The following is a 22,495-nucleotide window of genomic DNA, read 5'->3' on the forward strand; positions in this document are numbered from 1 at the left end:
ATCGAAGAGGGCCGTCAAGGAGACGTCCTCGATCCGCCGGAGACCGAACGCAATTCGGCCCCTCCGGGGCTTATCGGGCGAAAAGTACGCCCACCGCTCCGCCAGAAACGAGAGTCGAAGCCGAGCATTAATAGCCATTACCGACCAGTCAGGAGGGTCACCCCTGGGAGGGTCGGCGGCAGCCTCTTCGCCCAGCTCGCCTCGGCGGCGGGATCCTGACGGCCGCTCCCGGCCTCCAGAATCTCCACCTGGGACCCCTCCCCGGTGCGTGGCGGAGGACGGTGCGCACCGTCGCGCAATCGAATCTAAGCCCGCGCCCCTCCCAGGTGGAACACGAAAGCGTCCCAAATGCCGATTTGGATGGGATTCCATATCGCTGGACGAAATAGGATGGCCCCCTCCGCCCCCCGACGGCGAGGGGTGGGTGACATCGAAACGGCGGTATGACATGCGCAAGTGGAAGCGCCCTGACCTGGACGAAGGGCCGCTCAAGCAGCTCAACGACGAGCTGCACGCACTCAGGGAGCAGGCCGGTGGACTCTCAGCCGAGCAGATGAGCGCCCAGATCGGAGAGCTCCCGGCCCCTCACGGAGCAGGTCAGCGCCTGTCGATCAGCGGGTCGACGGTGCACAACGCCTTGACCAAGCCGAGCCTGCCCTCCAAGGCGACCGTCCGCGCCATCGTCAGGGTCCTGACCCCTCACGCCCACCCCTCCTGCAGCGAGGCCGACCTAGAGAAGATCATCAAGCGCAACGTGCGCCACTACGACCAGCTGCACACGTCGGCGAGCGGCAGCTCGGAGCACCATGAGTCGGTGGGAGTGCCTCTTGCTCCCGAAGCGGTCCTCGACAGTCTTCAGCGAGCCACCACCCTGACACAGCAGATGCTCCTGAACCGCACCAGGGCGCTGGAAGAGATCTGGATGCAGGTCCACGCGGGCAAGGAGGCGATCCGGCGCGACCTTTTGATCGACTCGCTGAAGCTGGACATCCAGCTATGCGACCGGAAGCATCAGCTGCTGCTGGATGCCCGCGAACGCACCCAGCGGATGCGCCGTGAGTTCAAGCAGGAGATCAAGGACGAGGTCGAACGGATCGAGCGGCTGCAGGAGCAGGAGCAGCACTTGGCCGCACTCCTGCAAAGCCTGCGGAACTACGAGCATGACCAGGACGACCGGATGCGCCGCTCCCATGAGCACGCGCTCGCCGAGCTGGAGGACATGGATGAGCGGCCTGCCGACGGCACCGTGATCACGGATGGGCAGGCCTCATGGGGACCGCTGCTGAAGCAGGGAGCCGGAACGCCACGAGGGTGGCTCGCAGTCGAGATTCCTGATCAGAGCACCTGGCACCACGCTCCCGCCGAGGAGGCGGAGATCCCCGCCCCACGGCCGCTGCCACCACTGTGAACCATGTCCACGGACGTCCACGGGCGTTGGATGAAAGTGGATGCATTCACGTACGGGCAGGGAGCCACGGAGTTCCCCCTTCACCCTCTTCGAAGGGGCCCACATTCTCCACATACACAGCCCTGTCCGCCGTGCTCGGTCGGACCGGTGGGCCTGTCCGCGGACGCCGGTTCACCCGCTTGCCCTGGGCCCCTCCTGTTCAGGACGACTCCGGAGGTGGTCAGAGGCCTCGGTCTCGCGGTCCGTGGGGTTCCTCTTGACCAGGTCGTGAGCCGCCCGGAAGGCTCCGGCCGCCGCTCCGTACCCCCGGAGGCGCTCTGCGAGCGCCAAGGCCCCGTTGTGCTGGCCGATCGTCCGCTCCAGAGCCGTATCCGGGTCTTCGGCGGGGGTGCCGGAGACGGTGAGCAGCACCTTGGGCCCGAGCTCCCGCAGGACGCGGCGGCACCGGATGAGACATGGTCTGGCAGGTCCTGTCTCGCGGCGGGCGGTCGGCGTAGCGTCGAAGGTGCGAAGCTCCCAGTTCGCCGAGGGCCCGGGATGAAGAGGGGAAGACGCCGGTCCCGTCGGAGCCGACGAGCGTGAAGAACCCGGCGGAGCGATCCGACGGCGCTGTGGAGCAGCCTGCGATCGCCGAGGACGCCTACGGCCCGGCCACGGCTGACGCCCGGCTTGAGCGCGTCTCCGGCGACGAATGCCACCGCTTGTGATCCGAGAGGAGGCTTCGCCATGCGCGGAGCACTGATGTACGCACCTGGGGACGTCCGGGTCGAGGACCGCGAGAAGCCGGTCATCGAAGCGCCGACCGACGCGGTCATCAAGGTCACGGCCGCCTGCGTGTGCGGTTCGGACCTGCACCCGTACCGGGGCGTCGAGCCCGTCGACGGACCGGTGCCGATGGGCCACGAATACGTGGGCGTCGTCGAGGAGATCGGCGACGAGGTGACGACGGTGAAGGTCGGCGACTTCGTCGTCGGCTCCTTCTGGGCGTCGGACAACACCTGCGACATCTGCCGGGCCGGTTACCAGTCCCGTTGCGTTCACGCCGTGCTGATGGGCACCCTCGGCGCACAGGCCGAGTACCTGCGCGTCCCGCTGGCGGACGGCACTCTCGTCGCGACCCCTGGTCAACCCGAGGAGGACCTGGTCCCTTCGCTCTTGGCGGCCTCCGACGTGCTCGGCACCGGCTGGTACGCCGCCGTCGCCGCCGAGGCCGGACCGGGCAGGACGGTCGCCGTGGTCGGCGACGGCGCGGTCGGCCTGATGGCGGTCCTGGCCGCGAAGCGGTTGGGAGCCGAACGGATCATCGCGATGTCCCGCCACGAGTCCCGGCAGAGGCTCGCCCTCGAGTTCGGGGCCACCGACATCGTCACCGAGCGCGGCGACGAGGGCGTGGAGCGGGTCAAGGAACTCACCGACGGTCTCGGAGCGCACTCGGTCATCGAGGCGGTCGGCACGCAGGAATCGATGATGCAGGCCATCCGCTCCACCCGGCCGGGCGGGCACGTCGGCTACGTCGGCGTCTCCCACGACGTCGCGTTGCCGGGGGACGAGCTGTTCTTCGCCCTCGTCGACCTCACCGGCGGCCCGGCACCGGTGCGCCGTTTCCTGCCCGAGCTCATCGACCTCATCTGGAAGCGGGAGATCGACCCGGGCAAGGTCTTCGACCTCACTCTTCCGCTCGAGGAGGCTGCCGACGGCTTCGAGGCGATGGACCGGCGGCGGGCCGTCAAGGTGCTGCTGAAGCCCTGAAGCGCGCCGCTGAGACCGCCGCCCCGGTGCGCCGCGCTCGCGGTGCACCGGGGTGACCGGCGCACTCAGGCCAGGTGCTCGGCGAAGAACTCCGCCATCCGCTCCACCGCCGGCTCGACGTACTGTGGTCGGTCGTAGAGGTCGAAGTGCGAAGCCCCGGGCACGGTCATGAGCTCCTTGGGCTCCTTCGCCGCCTTGTAGGCGGTCCGGCTGAACCGGAGCGTCTCGGCGTTCTCCCCTGCGATCAGCAGCAGCGGCCTGGGGGAGATCGTCTCGATCTGCGCGAAGGGGAAGTAAGCCATGTGCAGGCCCACGCTGGTGACCACGTAGCGGTTCTCCGCGCGGGGATGGCCGCCGCGGTCCGTCAGGTAGTAGTCCGCGGCTTCGCGGAAGAAGGACGGTGTGTCGTCGGTCTGCTGGTCGGGGCCGGGGACGAGCTGCTCGACGAGCGGGTCGCCGCCGGCTTCCCGGGTCAGCTGCTCACCGATCTCCTCAAGCTGCGCCATCCTCTGCTCGTAGGAGACCGGTGCTCCGTCGATCCCCTCCCGCGCAGCGGCGCCCATGTCGTAGGCCGCGACCGTGGCGACGGCCCTGACGCGCAGATCGGTCTGGGCCTCGTCGATGGTGTAGCCGCCGCCGGCGCAGACGCCGAGGGTCCCGATCCGGTCCGCGTCGACGTGCCGGTGGTTGCTGAGATAGGTGACCGCGCTGCGGATGTCGCGGACGCGGTGGGCGGGGTCCTCCATGTTCCGCGGCCGCCCCTCGCTCTCGCCGTAGTGGGCGGCGTCGTAGGCCAGCGTGATGAATCCCTGCTCGGCCATCGAGCGGGCGTACAGGCCCGCGGTCTGCTCCTTGACACCGCCCCACGGGTGGGAGACCACAATGGCGGGATACGTCCGGGACTCGTCGAAGCCGGGCGGGTGGTACAGGTTGCCGGAGATCGTGGCCGGGCCGCTCGGGAAGGTCACGCTCTCCGAGCCCTCGGCATGGCCGGTCTTGTCGTCGGCGGCCGCCGACGCGGTCGCGGGTTTCGCTCCTGAACCGGTGCCGGAGCATCCGCTCAGCAGCACCGCGGCCGCAGTGGCCTGGAGCAGCGAACGGCGATCGATCGCCATAGGGGTCTTCGTCATCGTGTGCGCTTCCTTCTGCACGGGTCTGGGAGTGCGGGGCCACGACGCCGTTGACGTCGGTCGGCGGTTGAGCGGCCATTGAAGAAGGTCGTCGTCGCCCTGCGGCCGGTGAGGAGGAGGCTCGGTCGGTGCCCCTTCACGGCCTCGCGCATTCACGGCGGGCCTCCGAGCGGCTCCAGCCGCCTCGACGCTATGCGGGGCCGAGCGACGGAAACAGGACCTGCACGACCGCGGTCCGCCAGGCCCTCCCTCCGGAGGCCGCCGGCGCGGTGGTGCGGCCGAGCCGGGGCGAGCCATGGTCCAACAGGTCCTGGTAAGCGCCGAGCGCCGGTCCTAACGTTGAAGAAGTGGGGCCTGACCTGCAAGGAAAGGCTCTTCGTGAACCACAGGACGAAAGATGGAAGAAACCGGATGGCGAACACACCGACCTATGACTTCACCGGCAAGGCCGCCCTCGTGACCGGAGCGGCCTCCGGCATGGGACTGGCCGCGGCCCGCGGCTTCGCCGAGAACGGAGCCGCCGTCGCGCTCTTGGACCGCAGTGCCGACGCCGTCGAGAAGGCCGCACGGGACCTCGTCGACGCCGGCCGCCGGGCGATCGGCATCGCCTGCGACGTCACCGACGAGGCGCAGGTCGCCGCCGCGGTCGACCGGGCCGTCGAGACCTTCGGACGGCTCGACATGGCCTTCAACAACGCCGGAGTCCAGGCCCCGCCCTCGGACGCCGCCGAGGAGACCGCCGAGGACTTCGACCGGGTCAACGCCGTGAACCTGCGCGGCGTCTGGGCGGCTCAGAAGCATGAGCTGCGGCACATGCGCGCTCAAGGCTCCGGCGCGATCGTCAACAACTCCTCCCTCGGCGGCCTCGTCGGCCTCCCGGAGCGCGCCGCCTACCACGCGTCCAAGCACGGCGTGATCGGCCTGACCAAGAGTGCCGCGGTCGAGTACGCCCCGCGCGGCATCCGCATCAACGCCGTCTGCCCCGGCGTGATCGAGACGCCGATGGTCGCCGGCATGCTCGAGGGCCAGGCCGAGGCGATGGCCGCGATCATGCAGGACCAGCCCATCGGCCGCCTGGGCACCGCCGACGAGATCGCCGCCGCGGCACTGTGGCTGTGCAGCGACGCGGCGAGCCTCGTCGTCGGCGTCGCCCTCCCCGTCGACGGCGGCTACACCACCCACTGAGCGCAGACGGAAAGGGCCCGGTTCGCATGGATCCCCGGTCCGAGATCAGCGGCTTCCTCACCTCTCGGCGAGCCCGGCTCTCGCCGGAGGACGCCGGTGTGCCCCGCTACGGCGGGGCGCGCCGCGTCCCCGGCCTGCGCCGTGAGGAGGTCGCGCACCTCGCCGGGGTCAGCGCCGACTACTACGCCAGACTCGAGCGCGGCCGGATCTCCGGGGCCTCCCGCGAGGTCCTCGAAGCCGTCGCGCGTGCCCTGCGGCTCGACGAGGACGAGCGCCGGCACCTGTTCGACCTGGTCAAGGTCACCCGGCGCCGCGTCCCGCGGAAGGGGTCGAACCGGACGACCGTACGGCCCGGGGTCCAGAGCGTGCTCGACTCGATCGAGACGCCGGCGCTGGTGCAGAACGCGCGCCTGGACCGCCTCGCGTTCAACCGCATCGGACGGGCGCTGCACTCGCTTCCGGCCGACGGGTCGCGGGACCACTACAACTACGCGACCTGGCTGTTCCTGGACCCGGCCGCGCCCGGGTTCCACAGGGACCTCGACGTCGCCAAGCACGACGTCGTCGCGCTCCTCCGCGCCGCTTCGGCGAACGATCCCCACGACCGGCGGCTCGTCGAGATCGTCGGCACCCTCACCACGCAGAGCGAGGAGTTCGCGTCCCTGTGGGCCTCCCATGACGTGCTCCGCCACCGCTCGGGGGCCAAGCTCCTGACCCACCCGGACGTGGGCGACCTCGAGTTCGGCTACGAGTCCTTCGAGCTCTCCGCCGACCCCGGGCTGGTCATGATCGTCTTCACCGTCGAGGCCGGGTCCCGCACCGCCGAGGCCATGCGTCTGCTGGCCGGCCTGGCGGCCCCGCTCCACGCCGAGGACAGGTCCTGACCGGCACCGCCGGAAGGAACGGCACGTCCCGCAATCAGGAGACCTCGGATTCCCAGAGCTTGAAGCTCCTCGCTTCGCGCGCCTTCTCTCGACCGGGGTAAACACCGGATGCAGAAGCAGCCCTGAGCCGTCGCCGTGTTCGCGCTGTCGCGGCCGGGCCCGGTGTGGTGTCAGCGGATGCCGCGCCACCGTACTGCTGCCAGGAGGGCGGCGACGCTCACGAAGGAGACGGCCAACAGGTAGTAGCCGGGCGACTCCTGACGACCGGTGGCGGCAACGAGCGCGGCCGCGATCGTCGGTGTGAACCCCCCGAAGGCCGCCACGGTGGTGTTGTAGCTGAAGGACAGGCCGGTGGCCCGCGACCGGACCGGGAAGGCGTCGGCCATCACCGAGGGCAGCGCCCCGAAGTACAGCGCCTTCAGCAGTCCCAGGACGACCATGACGACCACCAGCACACCGAAGCTGCGGGCCGCGGTCAGCCACAGGAACAGCGGAACGACCGAGGCCCCGATCAGCAGGGCGGCGGGAAGCATGATCCTGACGCGCCCGATCATGTCGCCGGCCTGGCCGACGAGCGGCGTGACGAAGGTGAGGATCACCCCGGTGATCACCAGGGCGAGGAACGAGAAGGAGGGGGAGAGCCCCAGCTCGCTGATGCCGAACGTGGGCAGGTACTGCAGGATGAAGTTCAGCGCGGTCGACACGACGAGCACGCCGCCCGCGATCAGCAGCCCGCCCCACTGGTGGCGGAACAGCCCACCGAGCTGGGCGGACACCCGCTCGGGGCCGTCCTCGGCATCGGCCATCGCCGGGGAGTCGTCGACATGGCGGCGGATGTAGTAGCCGACCGGCCCCACGAGCAGGCCGAAGGCGAAGGGGATGCGCCAGCCCCACGCCGTCATGTCCGCCTCCGACAGCAGCGAGGTCAGCCCGGCGGCGAACCCGGCCGCGAGGAGCGTCGCCATGCCCTGGCTGGCGAACTGGAAGCTGCCCAGGAAGCCGCGCCGCCGACCGTTCTGCTCGACGAGCATCGATGTGGCCGCGCCGAACTCGCCACCGGCCGCGAAGCCCTGGGTGAGGCGCGCCACCACGATGCCCAGCGGCGCGAACAGGCCGATGGCGTCGTAGCCGGGCATGACGACGATCATGCCGGTCCCTATGACCATCAGCCGGATGCTCAGGACGAGGGCCTTCTTACGCCCTCGACGGTCGGCGTAGGAGCCCAGCAGCAACCCGCCCAGTGGACGGATCAGATAGGTGACGCCGAACACGCCGAAGGCCTGCACGAGCTGGACACCGGGGTCGGCGTCGGGGAAGAAGGTGCGGCCGATGTAGATGGCGAGCATCGCATAGATCGCGATGTCGAACCATTCCAGGGCGTTGCCGATGGTGGCCGCCGCGATCACGCGGACCGGCCGCGTGGCGGGCTTCGGGGCCTTGGAGTCCGGCGACGGAGACGGGGACGGGGGAGTCGGGGCGGCGGGCGACATGGTTCTCCCAAGGGGGGTGAGGACGGGGGGTCAGCGCGGGACGGGTGTATCGGACGAGCCGGTGCTCCTCGGCCCCGTCGCGGAGGACGCCTGCGGAGGCGGCGGGCCTCCCTCGCCCGCCGCCCCCAGGTCGTGGAACAGTCCCGTGGCCATCTCCAGGCCCTGGCGGGCAACGCTCACCAGCAGGTGCTCGTCGGGTGCGTGCTGACGGCACCCGGGGTAGGAGTGCGGCATCCAGATCGTGGGCACCTGGAGGATGTCGGTGAACACGTGGTTGGGCAGGGAGCCGCCGATGTTGGGCAGGACGGTCACCGGCCCGCCGGCACTGCGTTCCAGCGAGGCGACCGCCCAGCGCACCCATGGGTGGTCGGGGTCGGTGCGGCTGGCGGGGAACGCCTGGGGGATGTGCACGCCGACCATGGGGTAGCCCTGGTCATCGAGATGGGCGCGCAGGGACCGGGCCATGCCGTCGAGGTCGGTGCCGACCACGAACCGTAGTTGCAGCACGGCGCGGGCACGGCCGGGGATCGCGTTGACCGGGGCGTCGGCGTCCCCGGCGTCGAGCGCGAGGACCTCCAGCGCGTTCCACCCGTACAGGCGTTCTGCCGGTGTGAGCCCGGGGTCGGCCCAGCCGGTGTCGATCGCGCCCCCGTCCGGAGACGTGGTGAGGTGCACCCGGGACAGCGCGGCGCGGACCGGGTCGGGCAGGCGCTCGGGGAGCAGCGCGGGGCAGGCGATGCGGCCGTGCCCGTCGACCAGCGTGCCGATGGCGCCGGTGAGGGTGGTGGCGGCGTTGCGCAGCAGCCCGCCCCAGTTGCCCGAATGGTGGTCGGCGGGGCGGAGGTCCGCGTCGAGCTCGATGGTGGCCCCGCCGCGCGCGCCGAGGAACAGGGTGGGGGTCGGAGCGGTGAGCCGGGGGCCGTCCGAGGCGATCATCACGTCGGCCCGGAGCTCGTCGCGGTGGTCGCGGACGAACTCGGCCAGGCCCGGCGAACCGATCTCCTCGCCGGTCTCGAAGAGCATCGTGAGGTTGAACCCCAGGCGCCCCCGTACGGCCAGGACCGCCCGGAGCGCGGCGAGGTTGATCAGATGCTGGCCCTTGTTGTCGGCCGTGCCCCGGCCGTACCAGCGGTCCCCGACGGCGGTGAGGGTCCACGGGTCGCGGCCGTCGCCCCACTGGCCCGCCTGGCCATCGACGACGTCGGCGTGCCCGTAGCACACGACGGTGGGCAGCTCCTCGCCTTCGACGCGGGTGGCGATGAGGAACGGGCCGCCGGTGCCGACAGGGTTGGCGGCGAGGGTGACGGCGCACCCCAGCTCTTCGAGGATCGGCCCCAGCGCGTCGCACAGGTATGCCTTCAGCGCAACGCTCCCTTCGGGGCGCCGGCTCTCCGTGGGGTAGGCGACGAGCCCCGAGAGCTCGGTGAAGAACGCGCCTGAGTCGAGGTACTCCCTGGCCGCTGCGGTGACGGTGGTGCGATCCATGTTCGTTGCCCCTGGTAGTGCTGCGGGTGTGCCAGGAGACTAACCGCGGGCGTACAGTTGCGACCAATGCCGATTTTCGGTGCCTGCCTTGCAGTCAACGCAACGATGCCGGTGGTGCACAGTGCCCCTCGTCCCCGCCGCCCTGCGCTACTTCCGTGAGGTCGCCCGGACCGGTTCGATCGCCGTCGCGGCGGCCGACCACCACATCACGCCCTCCTCCATCAGCCGGCAGATCGCCAAGCTGGAGTCGGAGATCGGACGCCCGCTGTTCCACCGGCACCCTCGGGGGATGACCCTCACCGAGGCCGGCCGCCGGCTGCTGGCCCACGTCCACCGCAGCGAGCTGGACGCCTCGGCGCTGTTGGCCGACATCCGCGCCCAGGACCCCGCCGGGTCCAGCAGGATCGCCGTGGCCTGCACCGAGGGCTTCGCGCACTCCGTGGTGCCGCAGGCGATGTCCCGACTGAGGCGGATCCACCCCGCGATCACCTTCCGCCTCGACGTCGTCGGCCGCGAGGAGGCGACCCGCCGCGTGGCCGAGGGGGACGCCGACGTGGCCGCCACCTTCGCCATCGGGCGGCAGGAGGACGTGTCCGTCGACCACTCCGCCGTGGTGCCCACCTACGCCGCGGTGAGGGAGGACCACCCCCTGGCCTCCCGGTCCCGGGTCGGATTCGCCGAACTGTGCGGCCACCCGCTCGCCCTGTCGTCCGAGGGCGCCAGCCAGCGCGAGCTGTTCGACATCGCCGCCCGCATCGAAAGGGTGGAGGCCACCATCGCCCTGGAGTGCGACCGGTTGGCCCCGGTCTATGAGTTCGTCCGCTCCGGTGGAGGAGCGGCCCTGGTCAGCGGTCTGGGCATCGCCAGCGGCCCGGACAGCGGCCTGGTCCACGTCCCTCTGGCCCACCCCGTCTTCGACCAGCGCCGCGCCCAGATCCAGACGATGATCGGCCGCCGCAGGAGTCCTGCGGTGGCCGACTTCATCAACCTCCTGGTCTCCCGGCTCCCCCCGGTCGAGGACCAGCCTCCCGGGGCAGGGTCCTGACGGCGGCGGTGAAGTCGAGCGGGCTCACTCCCCCGGGCGCGGCGAAGCCGGCCAGCGCCTCGTACCGGTCCGGGTCGGGCCGCATGGGGATGGAGGCGATCATGGTGCCCCGGCCGGTAAACCGCCTGGCCCCCGCCGCCCCCGACGGGCGGCCGTGATCACCGCGCGCCGGAGTCGGGAGGCGGCGACGCCGCCCCGTAGGTGAGGGCGAACAGCGCCACGGGGATCACCGCGGTGATGCCCAGGACCGCCACCAGCAGGTTGGCCTCGGCCGCCGAAGCGTGTTCCGCGAAATGCGACCAGTACTGCAGGTGGATCAGGAAGTGCGCCACCGCCCATACCGAGTAAGCGGCCAGGGCGGTGCGCACGAACGCCCGGTTCATGGTCACCGCGGCACCGCCGAGGAACACGGCCACCGCCAGATTCTTGGCCCCGAAGTCCAGCAGCAGGTGCGGGTTGTACGCCATGCCCATGTTCACCCACCTCAAGCCGAAGAACGCTTCGGGCCAGAGGAAGATGACGCCGCCCAGTACGGCGGACACTCCGGTGAGGAACAGCAGTCCGCCTTGCACCACCCTCGCTCGTGCGCCGCTCATCGCGCACCTTCCCCGGCGAGCGACCGGCCGGGCGTCACGGTTCCGCCTGTCAGCGGGATCGACTCCATGTCCCATCCATGTCCCATCCGTCCATACGCGACCGCCCGTCCGAGCGGCCGTGGCTCGTCCTGTACGCCGGATACGACTGCAGGACGCGTCCGAATGTGACAACACGGCGGGGACGTGGCGCTCGTGCGGACGGCGGTCGATCAGGCCGAGCCCTCTGACCGGGATGGTCCCAGGCTCAATCGGCCGAGGCCTCCGGCGCGCGGCCGTGTCCGGATTCGGCCGTGGACGCGGACCGTCGTAGCGCTCTCGGGCGCCTGCGGATGAGGACCTCGGCGATGACCAGGTTGATGATCCAGCCGAGCCATTGGCCGATCGGGATGCTCGCGTCGATGAGCGCCTCCATCGAGCCGCCGTAGACGCTGTCGCGGAGCGGAAGCTGCGCCAGGAGCAGCAGCGGCACCACCACACGCGATGTCACTGCGAGGAAGGTCAGCGCGTAGTTGCGGGTCATCCATGCCGCGTGGGCCGCGAAGTCGCGCCGCCGGGCCGCCGCGAGCGCGAGCCCGCCCGTCACCAGCCACCCGACGCTCGGAATGAGCAGCCCGACCCGGGTGACGGGGTCGTCCGCCAGGAGGGCCACGGGGATCCCCGACACCCCCGACGGGAGGACTCCGGCGAACAGGTACCAGCGCCCGATGGCCCGGTGCAGCCCCCGCCGGGCCCGAATCGCGGGCGCGAACTGCAGCGGCCCGAGGACGAGCGCGATCAGCGCGGTGAAGATGTGCACACGCAGCAGCACGGCGTGCACGGTGTTGCGGGGGTCCGTCCGCCCCGCGTCGAGGTCCAGCGCGAGATAGGGAAGGACCAGGGCGATGCCCGCCCCCACCGCGACGAGGAACAGCAGGCCGATCCGCCACGCCGTCCGGCGGGAGGTGCGGCGGGACGCGCGGCCGGTGGCCGTCATCGCCGTGGTTCCGGGGCGGGGACCCCGGTCCGGTAGTTGCCGACCACCGCGACGACGCCGGCCACCAGTGCCATGGCTTCGCCGACCACCTGGACCGCTTGGGCGGCGGCGATCCCCGCACCCGAGCCCCCGAGGAGGTTGTCGAGTCCGGCGGGCGTGGCCGCGAAGCCCAGGGTGAAGACCGCTCCGAACAGCGCCCCCACGGCCGGGGCCCAGCGCCAGCGCGCGAGCGCGATGAACAGCGCGGCGATCAGCAGAAAGACGATCTCGGACCGGGAGCTGGAATCGGTGTTCCCACCGCCCGGCGGCAATGCGACCGGGAATTCGGCCCCCGACAGCCACAACGCGGCGATGCCCGCGGCGCACAGGAGCAGCCCGCCGCTCGTCGCCCATCGGGCGCGGCGCCGGACCGCTCGGTTTCCTGTCTCATCCATGGGGTCCAGAGTCGTCGCCCCCCGCCTCGCGGGCGTCGACCAGAAGGAGTATCCACGGGTACGGGATCCTGCGTACACACGCGCGACGCCATGGACACCGTGCGCACATCCGGTCGCGGGCGGCCTCGACCGGCACGCCTGTGAAGGACCGCGTACCCCCCGGGGCGGGAAGGCCCGGAGCATTGCCCGCGCATCGCCCGCCGTCGTCGAGGGCCGTTTTCCCTCTTGATTCCAACCCCTGGGTTGCACTCCATGTGACGGGTCCTCCGATCCCGAAGGCGCCGACGGGGCCGGGTCACGGGTGGGGGCAGCGGGCCTTGTCCAGGTCGGCCAGTACGGCCTGCACCGTCTCCTCCGGCGTCTGGTCGGAGGTGTCGATCCACAGGCCCAGGGCCGGGGTGTCCTCGCGCAGGATCCGGTCCAGGTCTTCGACGGTCCAGGCGCCGTAGCCCGACTTCGGCCGCTCCCGCTCCCGCCGGGCGACGACCTGCGCCGAAGGGGCCAGGACCACGACGTACAAGGGACGGGTCCGCACGAGCGCCGCGTACTCGGCCAGCTCTCCGCCGAGGACGACGTCCTGAACCACCGCCGTCCAGCCGTCCGACGCGTACTCGTCGGCGACCGCCGCGGACGCCCGGTAGCGCAGCCGGAGCTGGGACAGCGCCTCCGGGGTCCCGTGCGGCGACGGGTCCTCGCGGCCGGACACCATCATGCGGCGGAACACGTCCCCCGGGATGTACGCGGCCTTCGGCAGCCGTTCGGCCAGCATCCGCGCGACGGTGGACTTTCCCGATGCCATGACCCCGGTGATGAGGATGACGGAGGAACGGGTCACGCGTGTCCTTCCTCGGAGGGGCCCGGAGGGGACCATCTGCGACGGTCGGCGGCTCTCCGGCCATGCCACGGCCCGGCCAGCGTACCTGCGTGCGGCAGGTCCGGCGGGACGGAGGTGCGCGCTGGGCCCGAGGCGTCCCCGCGCCTGGGCACCGGTGGGATGCAGGGGGCGTCGGCCCTGGTCGCAGGGGTCGCCGCGGGGAGGCGGGGCCTGCCCGGGTGACACACTGAGCGGATGAACGTTCGGCAGCTCGAGTACTTCCTCGCCGTCGTCGACCACGGCGGCGTCAACCGGGCCGCGGACGCGCTCCATGTCGCCCAGCCCTCGCTGTCGCAGGCGATCCGGGCCCTCGAACGCCATCTGGGCTGCGACCTGTTCCACCGGGTCGGCCGCGGGCTCGTGCTGACCGACGCCGGGCGCGCCCTGGTCGGGCCCGCCCGGGACGTGCTCCGCAGCCTCGAGGCCGCGCGGGCGGGCGTGGCGTCGGTGGGCGGCCTGCAGACGGGCCGGGTCGAGATCGCGGCGATGCCCTCGCAGGCCGTCGAGCCGCTGAGCAGCCTGATCGCCGACTTCACCCGGGAGCACCCCCGCATCTCGGTGTTCATCCGCGCGGCGTTCACCCCCCAGGAGACCGTCGAGCTGGTGCGCAACGGGAGCGCCGAGCTGGGCCTGCTCGGGACGCCGGACGCGTCGCTGCCCCCGGACGTCCGGCTGAGCACGATCGCGCGGCAGCGGTTCGTGCTCATCGCCCCGGCGGACGGACCGTTCGCCGAAGGGGTCCCGGTCCGGCGCGAGCGGCTCGAGGGCCACCGGGTCGTCGTCGGGCAGCGCGGCACGGGGATGCGCCGGCTGGTCGAGGACATCCGGGCGGCCGGGGTCGGGCTGACCGAGGTCGTGGAGACCGAGCACCGCGAGGTGATCCTGCCGCTCGTCCTGAGCGGGGTGGGGGTCGCCGTCCTCGCCGAGTCCTGGGCCGCCCTGGCCCGCCAGGCCGGGCTGCTCGTCCTGGACCTCGAACCGCCCGCCCACCTCCGGGTCGCGCTGGCCCGGCGGGAGGGGCCCATCACCCCCGCAGCGGCCGCGTTCCTGGAGGGCGCGGCACCGGAACTCCTATAGGCGTTCCCTATACATATGGCCCGGATTACGTCTTGGACGCCATAGCGAAAGTGTTGCTTCAATTCGCTGCATACAGAACCGCCGAATACCGGTGAACGCGGGTGACGGCACCGTCACGGAAATGAACCGCACCGCCCGCACCGCCCTCGGCAGGGCATTCACCGAAGCGGCCGCGAAGACGCCGCGGAATTCGGACCCGGACTGCTCGATTCGAGGGAACGGCTATGGCAGCAGCGAGACGTGTGGTGGTCGCGCCGGACAAGTTCAAGGGGTCGCTCACGGCCGACGGGGCCGGGGACGCGCTCCGGCTCGGCCTGCTCGACGGCGCCCCGGGGCTGGACGTGCTCGTGCGGCCGCTCGCGGACGGCGGTGAGGGCAGCGTCGCCGCCTGCCTCCGCGCAGGGTTCGCCGCGAGGACGGTGCGCGTGCGGGGGCCGCTGGGCGATCCGGTCGATGCGCGGTTCGCCCTGGGCGGCGACACCGCCGTGGTGGAGGCCGCCCAGGCCTGCGGCCTGCAGCTGCTCGGCGGTGACCTGGCGCCTCTGACCGCGTCGAGCGCAGGGCTGGGCGACATGGTCCGGCACGCGCTCGACTCAGGCGCGCGCCGGATCGTGCTTGCCGCGGGCGGCAGCGCGACCCTGGACGGCGGGGCCGGCATGCTCTCCGCGCTCGGCTGCGAGCTGACCGACGCGGCCGGGACGCGGCTGCCCGCCGGTGCGGCGGCCCTGCGCTCCGTGGCGCACCTGGACACGACGGGCATCGATCCCCGGCTCCGCCGCGTGGAGCTGGTGCTCGCCGCGGACGTGGACGCGCCACTGACCGGCCCCACCGGGGCGGTCGCGGTGTTCGGCGCGCAGAAGGGGGCGGGTCCGGCAGAAGCGGCCCTGCTGGAGGAGGCGCTGGGCGCCCTGGCCTCGGTCGCGCCCGCCCCGGGCGCGGGGCCGGACCCCGCGTCGCTCCCCGGAGCCGGGGCGGCCGGAGGCATCGGGTTCGGCGCGTACCTGCTCGGCGCCCGCCACGTGTCGGGGGCGGCCTACTTCGCGGAGCTGGCCGGACTGCCCGGCGACCTCGCGGGCGCGTCCCTCGTCATCACCGGTGAGGGGAGCCTCGACGCCCAGACCCTGGCCGGGAAGCTGCCCGCGGTCGTCGCCGCCCATGCCCGCTCCGCCGGGGTGCCCGTGGTCGCCGCGGTGGGGCGCTGCCTGCTCGGCTCCGCCGAGTGGCGCGGCGCCGGGTTCGCGGCGGTGCACGCGCTCATCGACCGCGACCCGCGGTGCGCCGACGACCCCGGGGCCAGCGCACACGCCCTCCGGCTCCTCGGGCGCGAGCTGGCCGCGCACGCGACCGCCCGGGAGCGGTGCCGGTCCGCCGGCCGCGCCTGAAGAAAATCCCCCCGAACCCGCCCGAGCGGCGGAATTCCCGAAAGGTGTCCTCAATGTCCAGCGAGAATGCCGTGACCGATACCGCTGAAGCGGATGGAGGACCCGGGCGGCGAACGGTCCGGATCTTCGGTTTCAATGCCGCCGTTTACGCCGTCCTGGTCGCCGTCGTCCTGGCCGCGGTCTACCTGGACGCCCTGCCGGACAACATCGTGAGCGGGATGGTCATCGCGGTCGTCCTCGGCGGCGCCCTGAAGTGGGCCGGCGACCGGATCCCCGTCTTCAACACCTTCGGCGGCGGCCCCCTGCTGTGCATCGTCGTCCCCGCCGTGCTGCTCTACCTGAACGTGCTCCCCGACAGCGCGCGGCGGCTCACCGACGACTTCTACACCGAGTTCGGCTTCGCCGAGTTCGCGGTCACCGGCATCATCGTCGGCAGCGTCCTGGGCATCGACCGCCGCCTGCTCATCCGGATCGGCTCGCGGTTCCTGGTCCCCCTGGTCTTCGCCGTGCTCATGGCGACCGGCGCCGGGGCCCTCGTGGGGTACCTGACGGGCTTCGGCGCGGCCGAGGCGCTCCTGTACGTGGTCGCTCCGACGATGGGCGGCGGGATGGCCGCCGGCGCGATCCCGATGTCGGAGATCTATGCCGCCGCAGGCACCGGGGACGCCGGCTCCTACCTGGCCCGGCTGACACCGGCGGTGATGCTCGCCAACATCCTGTGCATCCTGTTCGCGGGGGTGCTCAACGGGCTGGGCAAGCGCGACCGCTTCGCCTCGCTGTCCGGCGACGGCGCCATGCTGCGCGACCGGGCGGCCGGCGCCCCGGCCTCCCGCCCGTCCTCGGCCGTGTCGCTGGAGATGCTGGCCACCGGCATGGTCCTGTCGATCACCGTCTACGCGTTCGGGGAGCTGGCGGCCCTGGCCGTCCCCGGGGTGCACGCCTACGTATGGATCATCGCGGCCGCGGCGGCGCTGAAGGTCTTCCGTGTGCTGCCTGAACGGGTGAACGCGGGCGCGGAGGGCTGGTACGCGTTCATCGCCCAGGCCTGGGTGCCCGCGATCCTGGTCGCCATCAGCGCCGGCGTGATCGACCTCGACCAGGTCCTCGATGTCGTCTCCGACCCCTCCTACCTGGCCCTGACGGTGGCGACGGTCGCGGTCGGGGCGGTCGCGGCGGGCCTGGCCGGGCTGGTGATCGGCTTCTACTTCATCGAGTCCTCGATCGCGGCCGGCCTGGGCATGGCCGACATGGGGGGCTCGGGCGACGTGGCCGTCCTCAGCGCCGGGAACCGGCTCGGGCTCATGCCCTTCCTCCAGATCGCCTCGCGGATCGGGGGCGCCGGGATGCTGCTCGTCACCTCCCTCGCCGCCCCGCTGCTGCTCTGAACGGTGAACGGTTAAACTCCCCCACGACGACCGTTGCGATTCCGGGGGGGACAGACTGAGCAGGGTGACCGTCCGCGAGGTCGCCGAGTCGGCGGGTGTGTCCCCGGCCTCCGTGTCGAACTACTTCCACAAGCCCCACAAGCTGTCGGAGGCGACGCGGGACCGGATCCGGCGGGCCGTCGACGAGCTCGGCTTCCTCCCGAACGATGCCGCCCGCACGCTGCGGACGGGGGCCAGCCCGGTCGTCGGCTACATCGCCTTCGAGCTCGCCGGGGCCACCACCCCCGAGATCGCCTCCGCCATCGAGAAGCGCATCTCCGCCCGGGACATGTACCTGCTGATGGCCAACGACACCGGTTCGCAGGAGCGCGAGCGGAGCTACCTCAGGCTGTTCGCCCAGCAGCAGGTGAGCGGCGTGATCATCGCCCCCGTCGGCGATGTGGAGGCCGAATTGGCGCAGATGCGGTCCCAGGGCATCGCCAGCGTCCTCAGCGCCCGCCGCGCCGAGTCCCCCGAGCAGGCGTCGGTGTCGATCGACCACGTCGGCGGCGGGCGGCTGGCGATGGAGCACCTGCTCGGCCTGGGGCGCCGGCGCGTCGGCTTCGTCGCGTCCTCGCTCGACCTGCGGCAGGTCACCGACCGGCTCAACGGCGCGCTGTCCGCGGTCGGGGCGGTTCCGGGGGCCTCGCTGGAGGTGGTCCCGGTCCCCGAGCGCTCGGTGGAGGCCGGGATCGCCTGCGCGCAGGAGATCGCCCGCCGCCCGCCCGACCAGCGCCCGGACGCGCTGTTCTGCGTCAACGACCTGTTGGCCATCGGCGTGCTCCAGGCGTTCGCGGCGGGCGGGCGCGTGCGGGTACCCGAGGACATCGCCGTCATCGGCTACGACGACATCGAGTTCGCGCGGTCCACCATCGTCCCGCTCAGCACCGTGCGCACCCCGCACACCCGGTTCGGCACCGCCCTCGCGGACCTGCTGTTCGAGGAGATCTCCCGGCTCGGCGACGACGCCGCACAGGGCGCGGAGGCCCGGCGGGGCCGCAGGATCGAGTTCGCCCCCGAGCTCGTCGCACGGCGGTCCACCCTCGGGCACTGACACGCGCCCGATCGCCCACCGGTTCTCCGCGCGACCCGTCGGGGGTTGTGTCGGTCACGTAAAACGATTTACCATCATCGCGCCCTGAGCGACCTGTTGTACAGGAAGCTTGACATCGACCGTGGTCATGACTCAGTAAATCGAATCACCACACCGATGCCGCGCCCCGCCATCGAAGGAGGCCGCATGGCCGACACCCCCACCGCTCCACCGCCCATCGACCGCCGGCACCGGCTGCTCGCCGTGGCCGCGGGTATGGCGTCCCTCCTCGACTCGGCCGCGATCATCTCGGTCGGGCTGGGCCTCGCACTCTGGCGCGAGGCCTTCGGCCTGGACGTGTGGACCGTCGGGGTCCTCGGCTCGGCCCTGACGCTGTTCATCGCCGCCGGCGCCCTCACCGGCGGCCGCCTGGCCGACCTGGTCGGACGCGGGCGCATGTTCTCCCTGGCGATCCTGCTCTACGCGGCGGCCGCACTGATGGTGGCCCTCGCCCCCTCCACCCCGGTCCTGATCGCGGGCGTGGTGCTCATCGGCATCGCGGCCGGGGCCGACCTTCCCACCTCGATCGCCGTCCTCTCCGAGCGGGCGCCCGCCGGGGCCCAGGGGCGCCTGGTGGCGTTCACCCACGTCATGTGGACGCTGGGGGTCGTACTGGCGACCTCGCTCGGCTTCGCGGTCTCGGGCGCCGGCCTGCCGGGCATCCGGCTGATCTTCTGCCTGCTGGCGCTCCTCGCCGTCGCGACGTTCGCCTTCCGCGCGTTCTACCCCCCGTTCCGCGCGCTGGAGGCCGAGGCCACGGCGCGCCACACGGCCGCCGGAGTGGACCCCTCCACGGCCCTGCCCCTGGCCGAGCTGCTCCGCAACCGCTCCTATGCGGCCATGCTCGCGCTGACCGCGCTCTTCTACCTCTTCTTCACCCTCGTGGCCAACACCTTCGGCGGGTACAAGACCTACTTCATGGTGACCGTGGGCGACGCGACCCAGACGACCGCCACGGCCATCTCCTTCGTGACGACGCTGATCGGCCTCGTCGGCACCATCGCGTTCACCCGTATCGCGGACACGCCCTGGCGCAGCCGGCTCTTCGCCGCCGGCGTGGCCGTCTTCTGCGCCTGCCAGCTGCTGATCGCCGTCACCGGGGGCGTGCACCTGCCCGCGGTGGTCATCGCGCTCGTCCTCTACAACATCGCCTTCCCCTTCGTCGGCGAGGCGCTGTACAAGGTGTGGACCCAGGAGTCCTTCCCGGTGAACGCACGCGCCACGGCACAGGGGGTGACGATGGCCGCGGCCCGGTTCGCCGCCGCAGGGTTCGCCCTGGTCACGCCCGCATTGCTGGCATGGAGCCCGTCCGGCCTGTTCTCCCTGCTGGCCGTCTTCGCGCTCGTGTCGGGCCTGATCGGCGGGGCCGTCATCCGCCGCTTCCGCCGGACCGGGACCGCGGCCGCCCAGGAGGTGCACCCGTGACCCCCGCCCCGACCGCCGTCCGCCCCCGCATCGGCCTCGACGACGAGCACTTCGTCCCCGACCCGCGTCCCACCCTGTCGTGGAGGACGACCGGCACCGCCCGCGACTGGGTCCAGGCCGGAGCCGAGATCGAGGCCGTGCGGGGCGGCACACGGCACACCGCGCACGTGGACGGCGACGACGCGGTCCACGTCGCCTGGCCCTTCGCCCCGCTGGAACCGCGTGAGCATGTGCGCGTCCGTGTGCGGGTCCGCGGCGCCGACGGCTCCGCCTCGGAGTGGAGCGAGCCCGCCGAGGCGACCGCCGCCCTCCTCGGGCCCCAGGGGTGGCAGGGCCGCTTCATCGGGTCCGGTTCACAGGCGCCGCACCGGCTGCGCACGGAGTTCACCGTACGCGGCCGGGTGCGCAGGGCGCTCCTGCGGGCGACCGCCTTCGGCGCCTACGACGCGCAGGTCAACGGCGTGCCCGTCGATGACGCGGAGCTGAAGCCCGGCTGGACCGGCTACCAGTGGCGCCTGACCTTCGACACCTCCGACGTGACCGCGCTCCTGCGCCCCGGCCGCAACGCGCTCGGCATCGAGCTGGCCGGCGGCTGGTACACCGAGCGCTTCGGGTTCCGCGACGCCGCGCGCCGCTTCTACCAGGGCGCCCCGGCGGCCTCGGCCCACCTCGTGGTCGAGTACGAGGACGGCACGACGGACTCCGTGGCCACCGGCGACGGCTGGCGCTGGGCCCGGGGACCGGTCGTGGAGGCCGGCATCTACCAGGGCGAGGCCTACGACGCCCGGCTGCACGAGAGCGCGTGGGCCCACCCGGGGTTCGACGACACCGCCTGGCGCCCGGCGGTCCCCGTCGACGTCCCGGACGTCCGGCCCGAACCGCGGTCGGCTCCCCCGGTCCGCGTCACCGAGCGGCGGAGCGTCCAGCGGGTGCTGACCACGCCCTCGGGGCGGACCGTCCTCGACTTCGGCCAGAACCTGGTCGGCCGCGTGCGCATCGTGGTCAGCGGTCCGGCCGGCCACACTGTCACCCTGCGCCACGCCGAGGTGCTCGAGGACGGGGAGCCGGCGACGCGGCCGCTGCGCAACGCCGCGGCGACCGACCGGTACACGCTCAGCGGGGAGGGCGAGGAGGCCTGGGAGCCGTCGTGGACCTTCCACGGGTTCCGCTACGTCGAGGTCGAGAACTGGCCGGGCGCGCTCACCGCCTCCTCGTTCTCGGCCTGTGTGCTCCACACGGACATGCCCCGGACCGGCGGGTTCGCGACCGGCCATGCGCTGCTGCAGCGCTTCCACGAGAACGTGGTCTGGGGCATGCGCGGCAACTTCCTGTCGATCCCGACGGACTGCCCCCAACGCGACGAGCGGCTCGGGTGGACAGGGGACATCCAGGTCTTCGCGCCGACCGCCGCCTTCCTCCACGACTGCGACGCCTTCCTCCGGTCCTGGCTGCGGGACGTCGTCGCGGAGCAGCGCGCGGCCGGCGGCATCGTGCCGATGGTCGTTCCGGCCGTGATCCCCCAGGTCCCCGGGCTGTCCGAGCCGGTGGCCGCGTGGGGGGACGCGATCAGCGTGGTGCCGGACGTGCTGTACGAGCGCTTCGGGGACACCGGGGCGCTCCGGGAGTGCTTCACCGCGATGGCGTGGTGGGTCGACACGGTGGCCGAGCGGGCGGGCGAGGACCTGCTGTGGGAAGGGGGTGTGCAGTTCGGCGACTGGCTCGATCCCGACGCCCCGCCCGACCTGCCCGGGAGGGCGAAGACCGACGCCGGGATCGTCGCCACCGCCTACTTCTTCCGTTCGGCGGAGCTCACCTCGCGTGCCGCGGCACTCCTGGGACGGGACGCCGACGCCCGCCGCTACGCCGACCTCGCGGAGCGGATCGCCGAGGCCTTCCGCTCCGCCTACATCACGCCCGGCGGACGCATGATGTCGGACGCGCCGACCGCCTATGCCCTGGCGATCGTATTCGGGCTCGCGCCCGCGGAGCGGAGGGCGGCGATGGGGCTCCGGCTGCGCGACCTCGTCCGCGCCTACGGCTACCGCATCGCCACCGGCTTCGTCGGGACCCCGCTGGTCTGCGAGGCGCTCGCCGGGACGGGGCACACCGCGGCCGCGTCGCGCCTGCTCACCCGGACCGAGTGCCCTTCCTGGCTGTACCCGGTGACGATGGGCGCCACGACGGTCTGGGAGCGCTGGGACTCCATGCTCGAGGACGGCTCGATCAATCCGGGGCAGATGACGTCGTTCAACCACTACGCCCTGGGCGGCGTGGCCGACTGGCTGCACCGGCGCGTGGCCGGGCTCACGCCGGCCGGGCCCGGCTACCGGCGGATCCGGGTCGCGCCCACGCTGCTCGACGACCTGGACGATGCCGCGGCGTGGCACGATACCCCGTACGGACGCGCGTATTCGGGGTGGCGCAGGAGCGGTGGCACCGTCGATTTCCGGGTGGAGGTGCCGCCGAACACCCGCGCGGCCGTCCGACTGCCGTCCGGCGCGGAGTACGACGTGGGAAGCGGCGAACACCACTGGACCGAGCGCCACCCGCGTCCCCGCCGTACGCGCGCGCCCCTGAGCCTCGACAGCGACCTGGTCACCGTGATCGACGACCCCGAGGCCTACGAGGCGGTCCTGGCGGCCATCCGGTCCCTGGACCCCGAGCGGGCCGCCGCCTTCCGTGCCACCACCCGCTGGACGCCGGGCCGCACCCTGCGCAACCCGCTCGACAAGGCCCCGCTCGGCGTGCTCGAAGCCGTCGAGAAGGCACTGGCGGACCTGCCCGTGGGAGACCTCGCGGAGTCCTGAGGCCGGGAGCGGCGCCGGCATGCCCGGCCCCGCG

At 72.3% G+C, this 22,495-nt stretch carries 18 protein-coding genes; 11 read left to right on the plus strand and 7 right to left on the minus strand.

Going from position 1 to position 22,495, the window contains the following annotated elements:
- Positions 1-448 precede the first annotated feature (448 nt).
- Together O4J56_RS04820 and O4J56_RS04825 are read left to right on the plus strand one after the other, a co-directional pair.
- Entirely contained in the window at positions 449-1,408 is a 960-nt protein-coding gene (locus tag O4J56_RS04820; protein WP_270683844.1) for a hypothetical protein, read from the plus strand.
- 726 nt (positions 1,409-2,134) lie between these two features.
- Positions 2,135-3,157 (plus strand): zinc-dependent alcohol dehydrogenase family protein, encoded by a 1,023-nt coding sequence (locus tag O4J56_RS04825; RefSeq protein WP_270683845.1) that lies wholly within the window; start codon positions 2,135-2,137, stop codon positions 3,155-3,157.
- A 65-nt stretch (positions 3,158-3,222) separates the two neighbouring features.
- On the opposite strand, the gene O4J56_RS04830 is transcribed toward O4J56_RS04825, so the two are convergent.
- Positions 3,223-4,287 (minus strand): alpha/beta hydrolase, encoded by a 1,065-nt coding sequence (locus O4J56_RS04830; protein ID WP_270683846.1) that lies wholly within the window; start codon positions 4,285-4,287, stop codon positions 3,223-3,225.
- A gap of 411 nt (positions 4,288-4,698) precedes the next feature.
- Between O4J56_RS04830 and O4J56_RS04835 the strand changes: the two genes are divergently transcribed.
- Together O4J56_RS04835 and O4J56_RS04840 are read left to right on the plus strand one after the other, a co-directional pair.
- The gene (locus O4J56_RS04835) at positions 4,699-5,472 is read left to right on the plus strand and encodes an SDR family NAD(P)-dependent oxidoreductase (RefSeq protein ID WP_270683847.1); all 774 of its coding nucleotides are present in this window, start codon (positions 4,699-4,701) and stop codon (positions 5,470-5,472) included.
- A gap of 26 nt (positions 5,473-5,498) precedes the next feature.
- Complete coding sequence (locus tag O4J56_RS04840; protein WP_270683848.1) at positions 5,499-6,356, plus strand: helix-turn-helix transcriptional regulator; 858 nt, start codon at positions 5,499-5,501, stop codon at positions 6,354-6,356.
- Positions 6,357-6,526: 170 nt separating this feature from the next.
- Here O4J56_RS04840 and O4J56_RS04845 read toward each other — a convergent pair whose 3' ends face one another.
- Both O4J56_RS04845 and O4J56_RS04850 read right to left on the minus strand, forming a co-directional pair.
- Positions 6,527-7,846, minus strand: coding sequence for an MFS transporter (locus O4J56_RS04845; RefSeq protein WP_270683849.1), 1,320 nt, complete (start codon positions 7,844-7,846; stop codon positions 6,527-6,529).
- A 30-nt stretch (positions 7,847-7,876) separates the two neighbouring features.
- On the minus strand, positions 7,877-9,331 hold the full coding sequence (locus O4J56_RS04850) for a M20 family metallopeptidase (RefSeq protein WP_270683850.1): 1,455 nt from the start codon (positions 9,329-9,331) through the stop codon (positions 7,877-7,879).
- A 121-nt stretch (positions 9,332-9,452) separates the two neighbouring features.
- Here O4J56_RS04850 and O4J56_RS04855 point away from each other — a divergent pair, with 121 nt between their 5' ends.
- Complete coding sequence (locus tag O4J56_RS04855; protein ID WP_270683851.1) at positions 9,453-10,376, plus strand: LysR family transcriptional regulator; 924 nt, start codon at positions 9,453-9,455, stop codon at positions 10,374-10,376.
- A 158-nt stretch (positions 10,377-10,534) separates the two neighbouring features.
- On the opposite strand, the gene O4J56_RS04860 is transcribed toward O4J56_RS04855, so the two are convergent.
- The 4 genes from O4J56_RS04860 to O4J56_RS04875 all read right to left on the minus strand — a co-directional run bounded on the left by O4J56_RS04860 (position 10,535) and on the right by O4J56_RS04875 (position 13,214).
- Positions 10,535-10,972 (minus strand): hypothetical protein, encoded by a 438-nt coding sequence (locus O4J56_RS04860; protein ID WP_270683852.1) that lies wholly within the window; start codon positions 10,970-10,972, stop codon positions 10,535-10,537.
- A gap of 244 nt (positions 10,973-11,216) precedes the next feature.
- Positions 11,217-11,945, minus strand: coding sequence for a DUF2306 domain-containing protein (locus O4J56_RS04865; RefSeq protein WP_270683853.1), 729 nt, complete (start codon positions 11,943-11,945; stop codon positions 11,217-11,219).
- Positions 11,942-12,379 (minus strand): hypothetical protein, encoded by a 438-nt coding sequence (locus tag O4J56_RS04870; protein ID WP_270683854.1) that lies wholly within the window; start codon positions 12,377-12,379, stop codon positions 11,942-11,944. The genes O4J56_RS04865 and O4J56_RS04870 overlap by 4 nt, the downstream gene beginning before the upstream one ends.
- A gap of 295 nt (positions 12,380-12,674) precedes the next feature.
- Positions 12,675-13,214: an AAA family ATPase gene (locus tag O4J56_RS04875; protein ID WP_270683855.1), complete on the minus strand. Its 540-nt coding sequence runs from the start codon at positions 13,212-13,214 to the stop codon at positions 12,675-12,677.
- A 234-nt stretch (positions 13,215-13,448) separates the two neighbouring features.
- Here O4J56_RS04875 and O4J56_RS04880 point away from each other — a divergent pair, with 234 nt between their 5' ends.
- From O4J56_RS04880 to O4J56_RS04905, 6 genes are all read left to right on the plus strand, one after another.
- A complete protein-coding gene (locus O4J56_RS04880) occupies positions 13,449-14,330 on the plus strand; it encodes a LysR family transcriptional regulator (protein ID WP_270683856.1) in 882 nt (293 codons plus the stop codon).
- Positions 14,331-14,554: 224 nt separating this feature from the next.
- Positions 14,555-15,712 carry a glycerate kinase gene (locus O4J56_RS04885; protein WP_270683857.1) on the plus strand — a complete coding sequence of 386 codons (1,158 nt, stop codon included), beginning with the start codon at positions 14,555-14,557 and terminating at the stop codon, positions 15,710-15,712.
- Positions 15,713-15,765: 53 nt separating this feature from the next.
- Positions 15,766-17,097 (plus strand): 2-hydroxycarboxylate transporter family protein, encoded by a 1,332-nt coding sequence (locus O4J56_RS04890; RefSeq protein ID WP_270683858.1) that lies wholly within the window; start codon positions 15,766-15,768, stop codon positions 17,095-17,097.
- A 64-nt stretch (positions 17,098-17,161) separates the two neighbouring features.
- Complete coding sequence (locus O4J56_RS04895; protein ID WP_270683859.1) at positions 17,162-18,190, plus strand: LacI family DNA-binding transcriptional regulator; 1,029 nt, start codon at positions 17,162-17,164, stop codon at positions 18,188-18,190.
- Positions 18,191-18,376: 186 nt separating this feature from the next.
- Positions 18,377-19,654 carry an MFS transporter gene (locus O4J56_RS04900; RefSeq protein ID WP_270683860.1) on the plus strand — a complete coding sequence of 426 codons (1,278 nt, stop codon included), beginning with the start codon at positions 18,377-18,379 and terminating at the stop codon, positions 19,652-19,654.
- Positions 19,651-22,461 (plus strand): alpha-L-rhamnosidase, encoded by a 2,811-nt coding sequence (locus O4J56_RS04905; protein WP_270683861.1) that lies wholly within the window; start codon positions 19,651-19,653, stop codon positions 22,459-22,461. The genes O4J56_RS04900 and O4J56_RS04905 overlap by 4 nt, the downstream gene beginning before the upstream one ends.
- The last annotated feature ends 34 nt before the right edge of the window (positions 22,462-22,495 follow it).

Origin of the sequence: Nocardiopsis endophytica (genome assembly GCF_027706725.1) — a bacterium.
Taxonomy (GTDB): Bacteria; Actinomycetota; Actinomycetes; order Streptosporangiales; family Streptosporangiaceae; genus Nocardiopsis_A; species Nocardiopsis_A endophytica.

Coding starts and splice junctions, on each gene's coding strand:
- O4J56_RS04820 (WP_270683844.1), top strand. CDS start 449: ATGCGCAAGTGGAAGCGCCCTGACCTGGACGAAGGGCCGCTCAAGCAG.
- O4J56_RS04825 (WP_270683845.1), top strand. CDS start 2,135: ATGCGCGGAGCACTGATGTACGCACCTGGGGACGTCCGGGTCGAGGAC.
- O4J56_RS04830 (WP_270683846.1), bottom strand. CDS start 4,287: ATGACGAAGACCCCTATGGCGATCGATCGCCGTTCGCTGCTCCAGGCC.
- O4J56_RS04835 (WP_270683847.1), top strand. CDS start 4,699: ATGGCGAACACACCGACCTATGACTTCACCGGCAAGGCCGCCCTCGTG.
- O4J56_RS04840 (WP_270683848.1), top strand. CDS start 5,499: ATGGATCCCCGGTCCGAGATCAGCGGCTTCCTCACCTCTCGGCGAGCC.
- O4J56_RS04845 (WP_270683849.1), bottom strand. CDS start 7,846: ATGTCGCCCGCCGCCCCGACTCCCCCGTCCCCGTCTCCGTCGCCGGAC.
- O4J56_RS04850 (WP_270683850.1), bottom strand. CDS start 9,331: ATGGATCGCACCACCGTCACCGCAGCGGCCAGGGAGTACCTCGACTCA.
- O4J56_RS04860 (WP_270683852.1), bottom strand. CDS start 10,972: ATGAGCGGCGCACGAGCGAGGGTGGTGCAAGGCGGACTGCTGTTCCTC.
- O4J56_RS04865 (WP_270683853.1), bottom strand. CDS start 11,945: ATGACGGCCACCGGCCGCGCGTCCCGCCGCACCTCCCGCCGGACGGCG.
- O4J56_RS04870 (WP_270683854.1), bottom strand. CDS start 12,379: ATGGATGAGACAGGAAACCGAGCGGTCCGGCGCCGCGCCCGATGGGCG.
- O4J56_RS04880 (WP_270683856.1), top strand. CDS start 13,449: ATGAACGTTCGGCAGCTCGAGTACTTCCTCGCCGTCGTCGACCACGGC.
- O4J56_RS04885 (WP_270683857.1), top strand. CDS start 14,555: ATGGCAGCAGCGAGACGTGTGGTGGTCGCGCCGGACAAGTTCAAGGGG.
- O4J56_RS04890 (WP_270683858.1), top strand. CDS start 15,766: ATGTCCAGCGAGAATGCCGTGACCGATACCGCTGAAGCGGATGGAGGA.
- O4J56_RS04900 (WP_270683860.1), top strand. CDS start 18,377: ATGGCCGACACCCCCACCGCTCCACCGCCCATCGACCGCCGGCACCGG.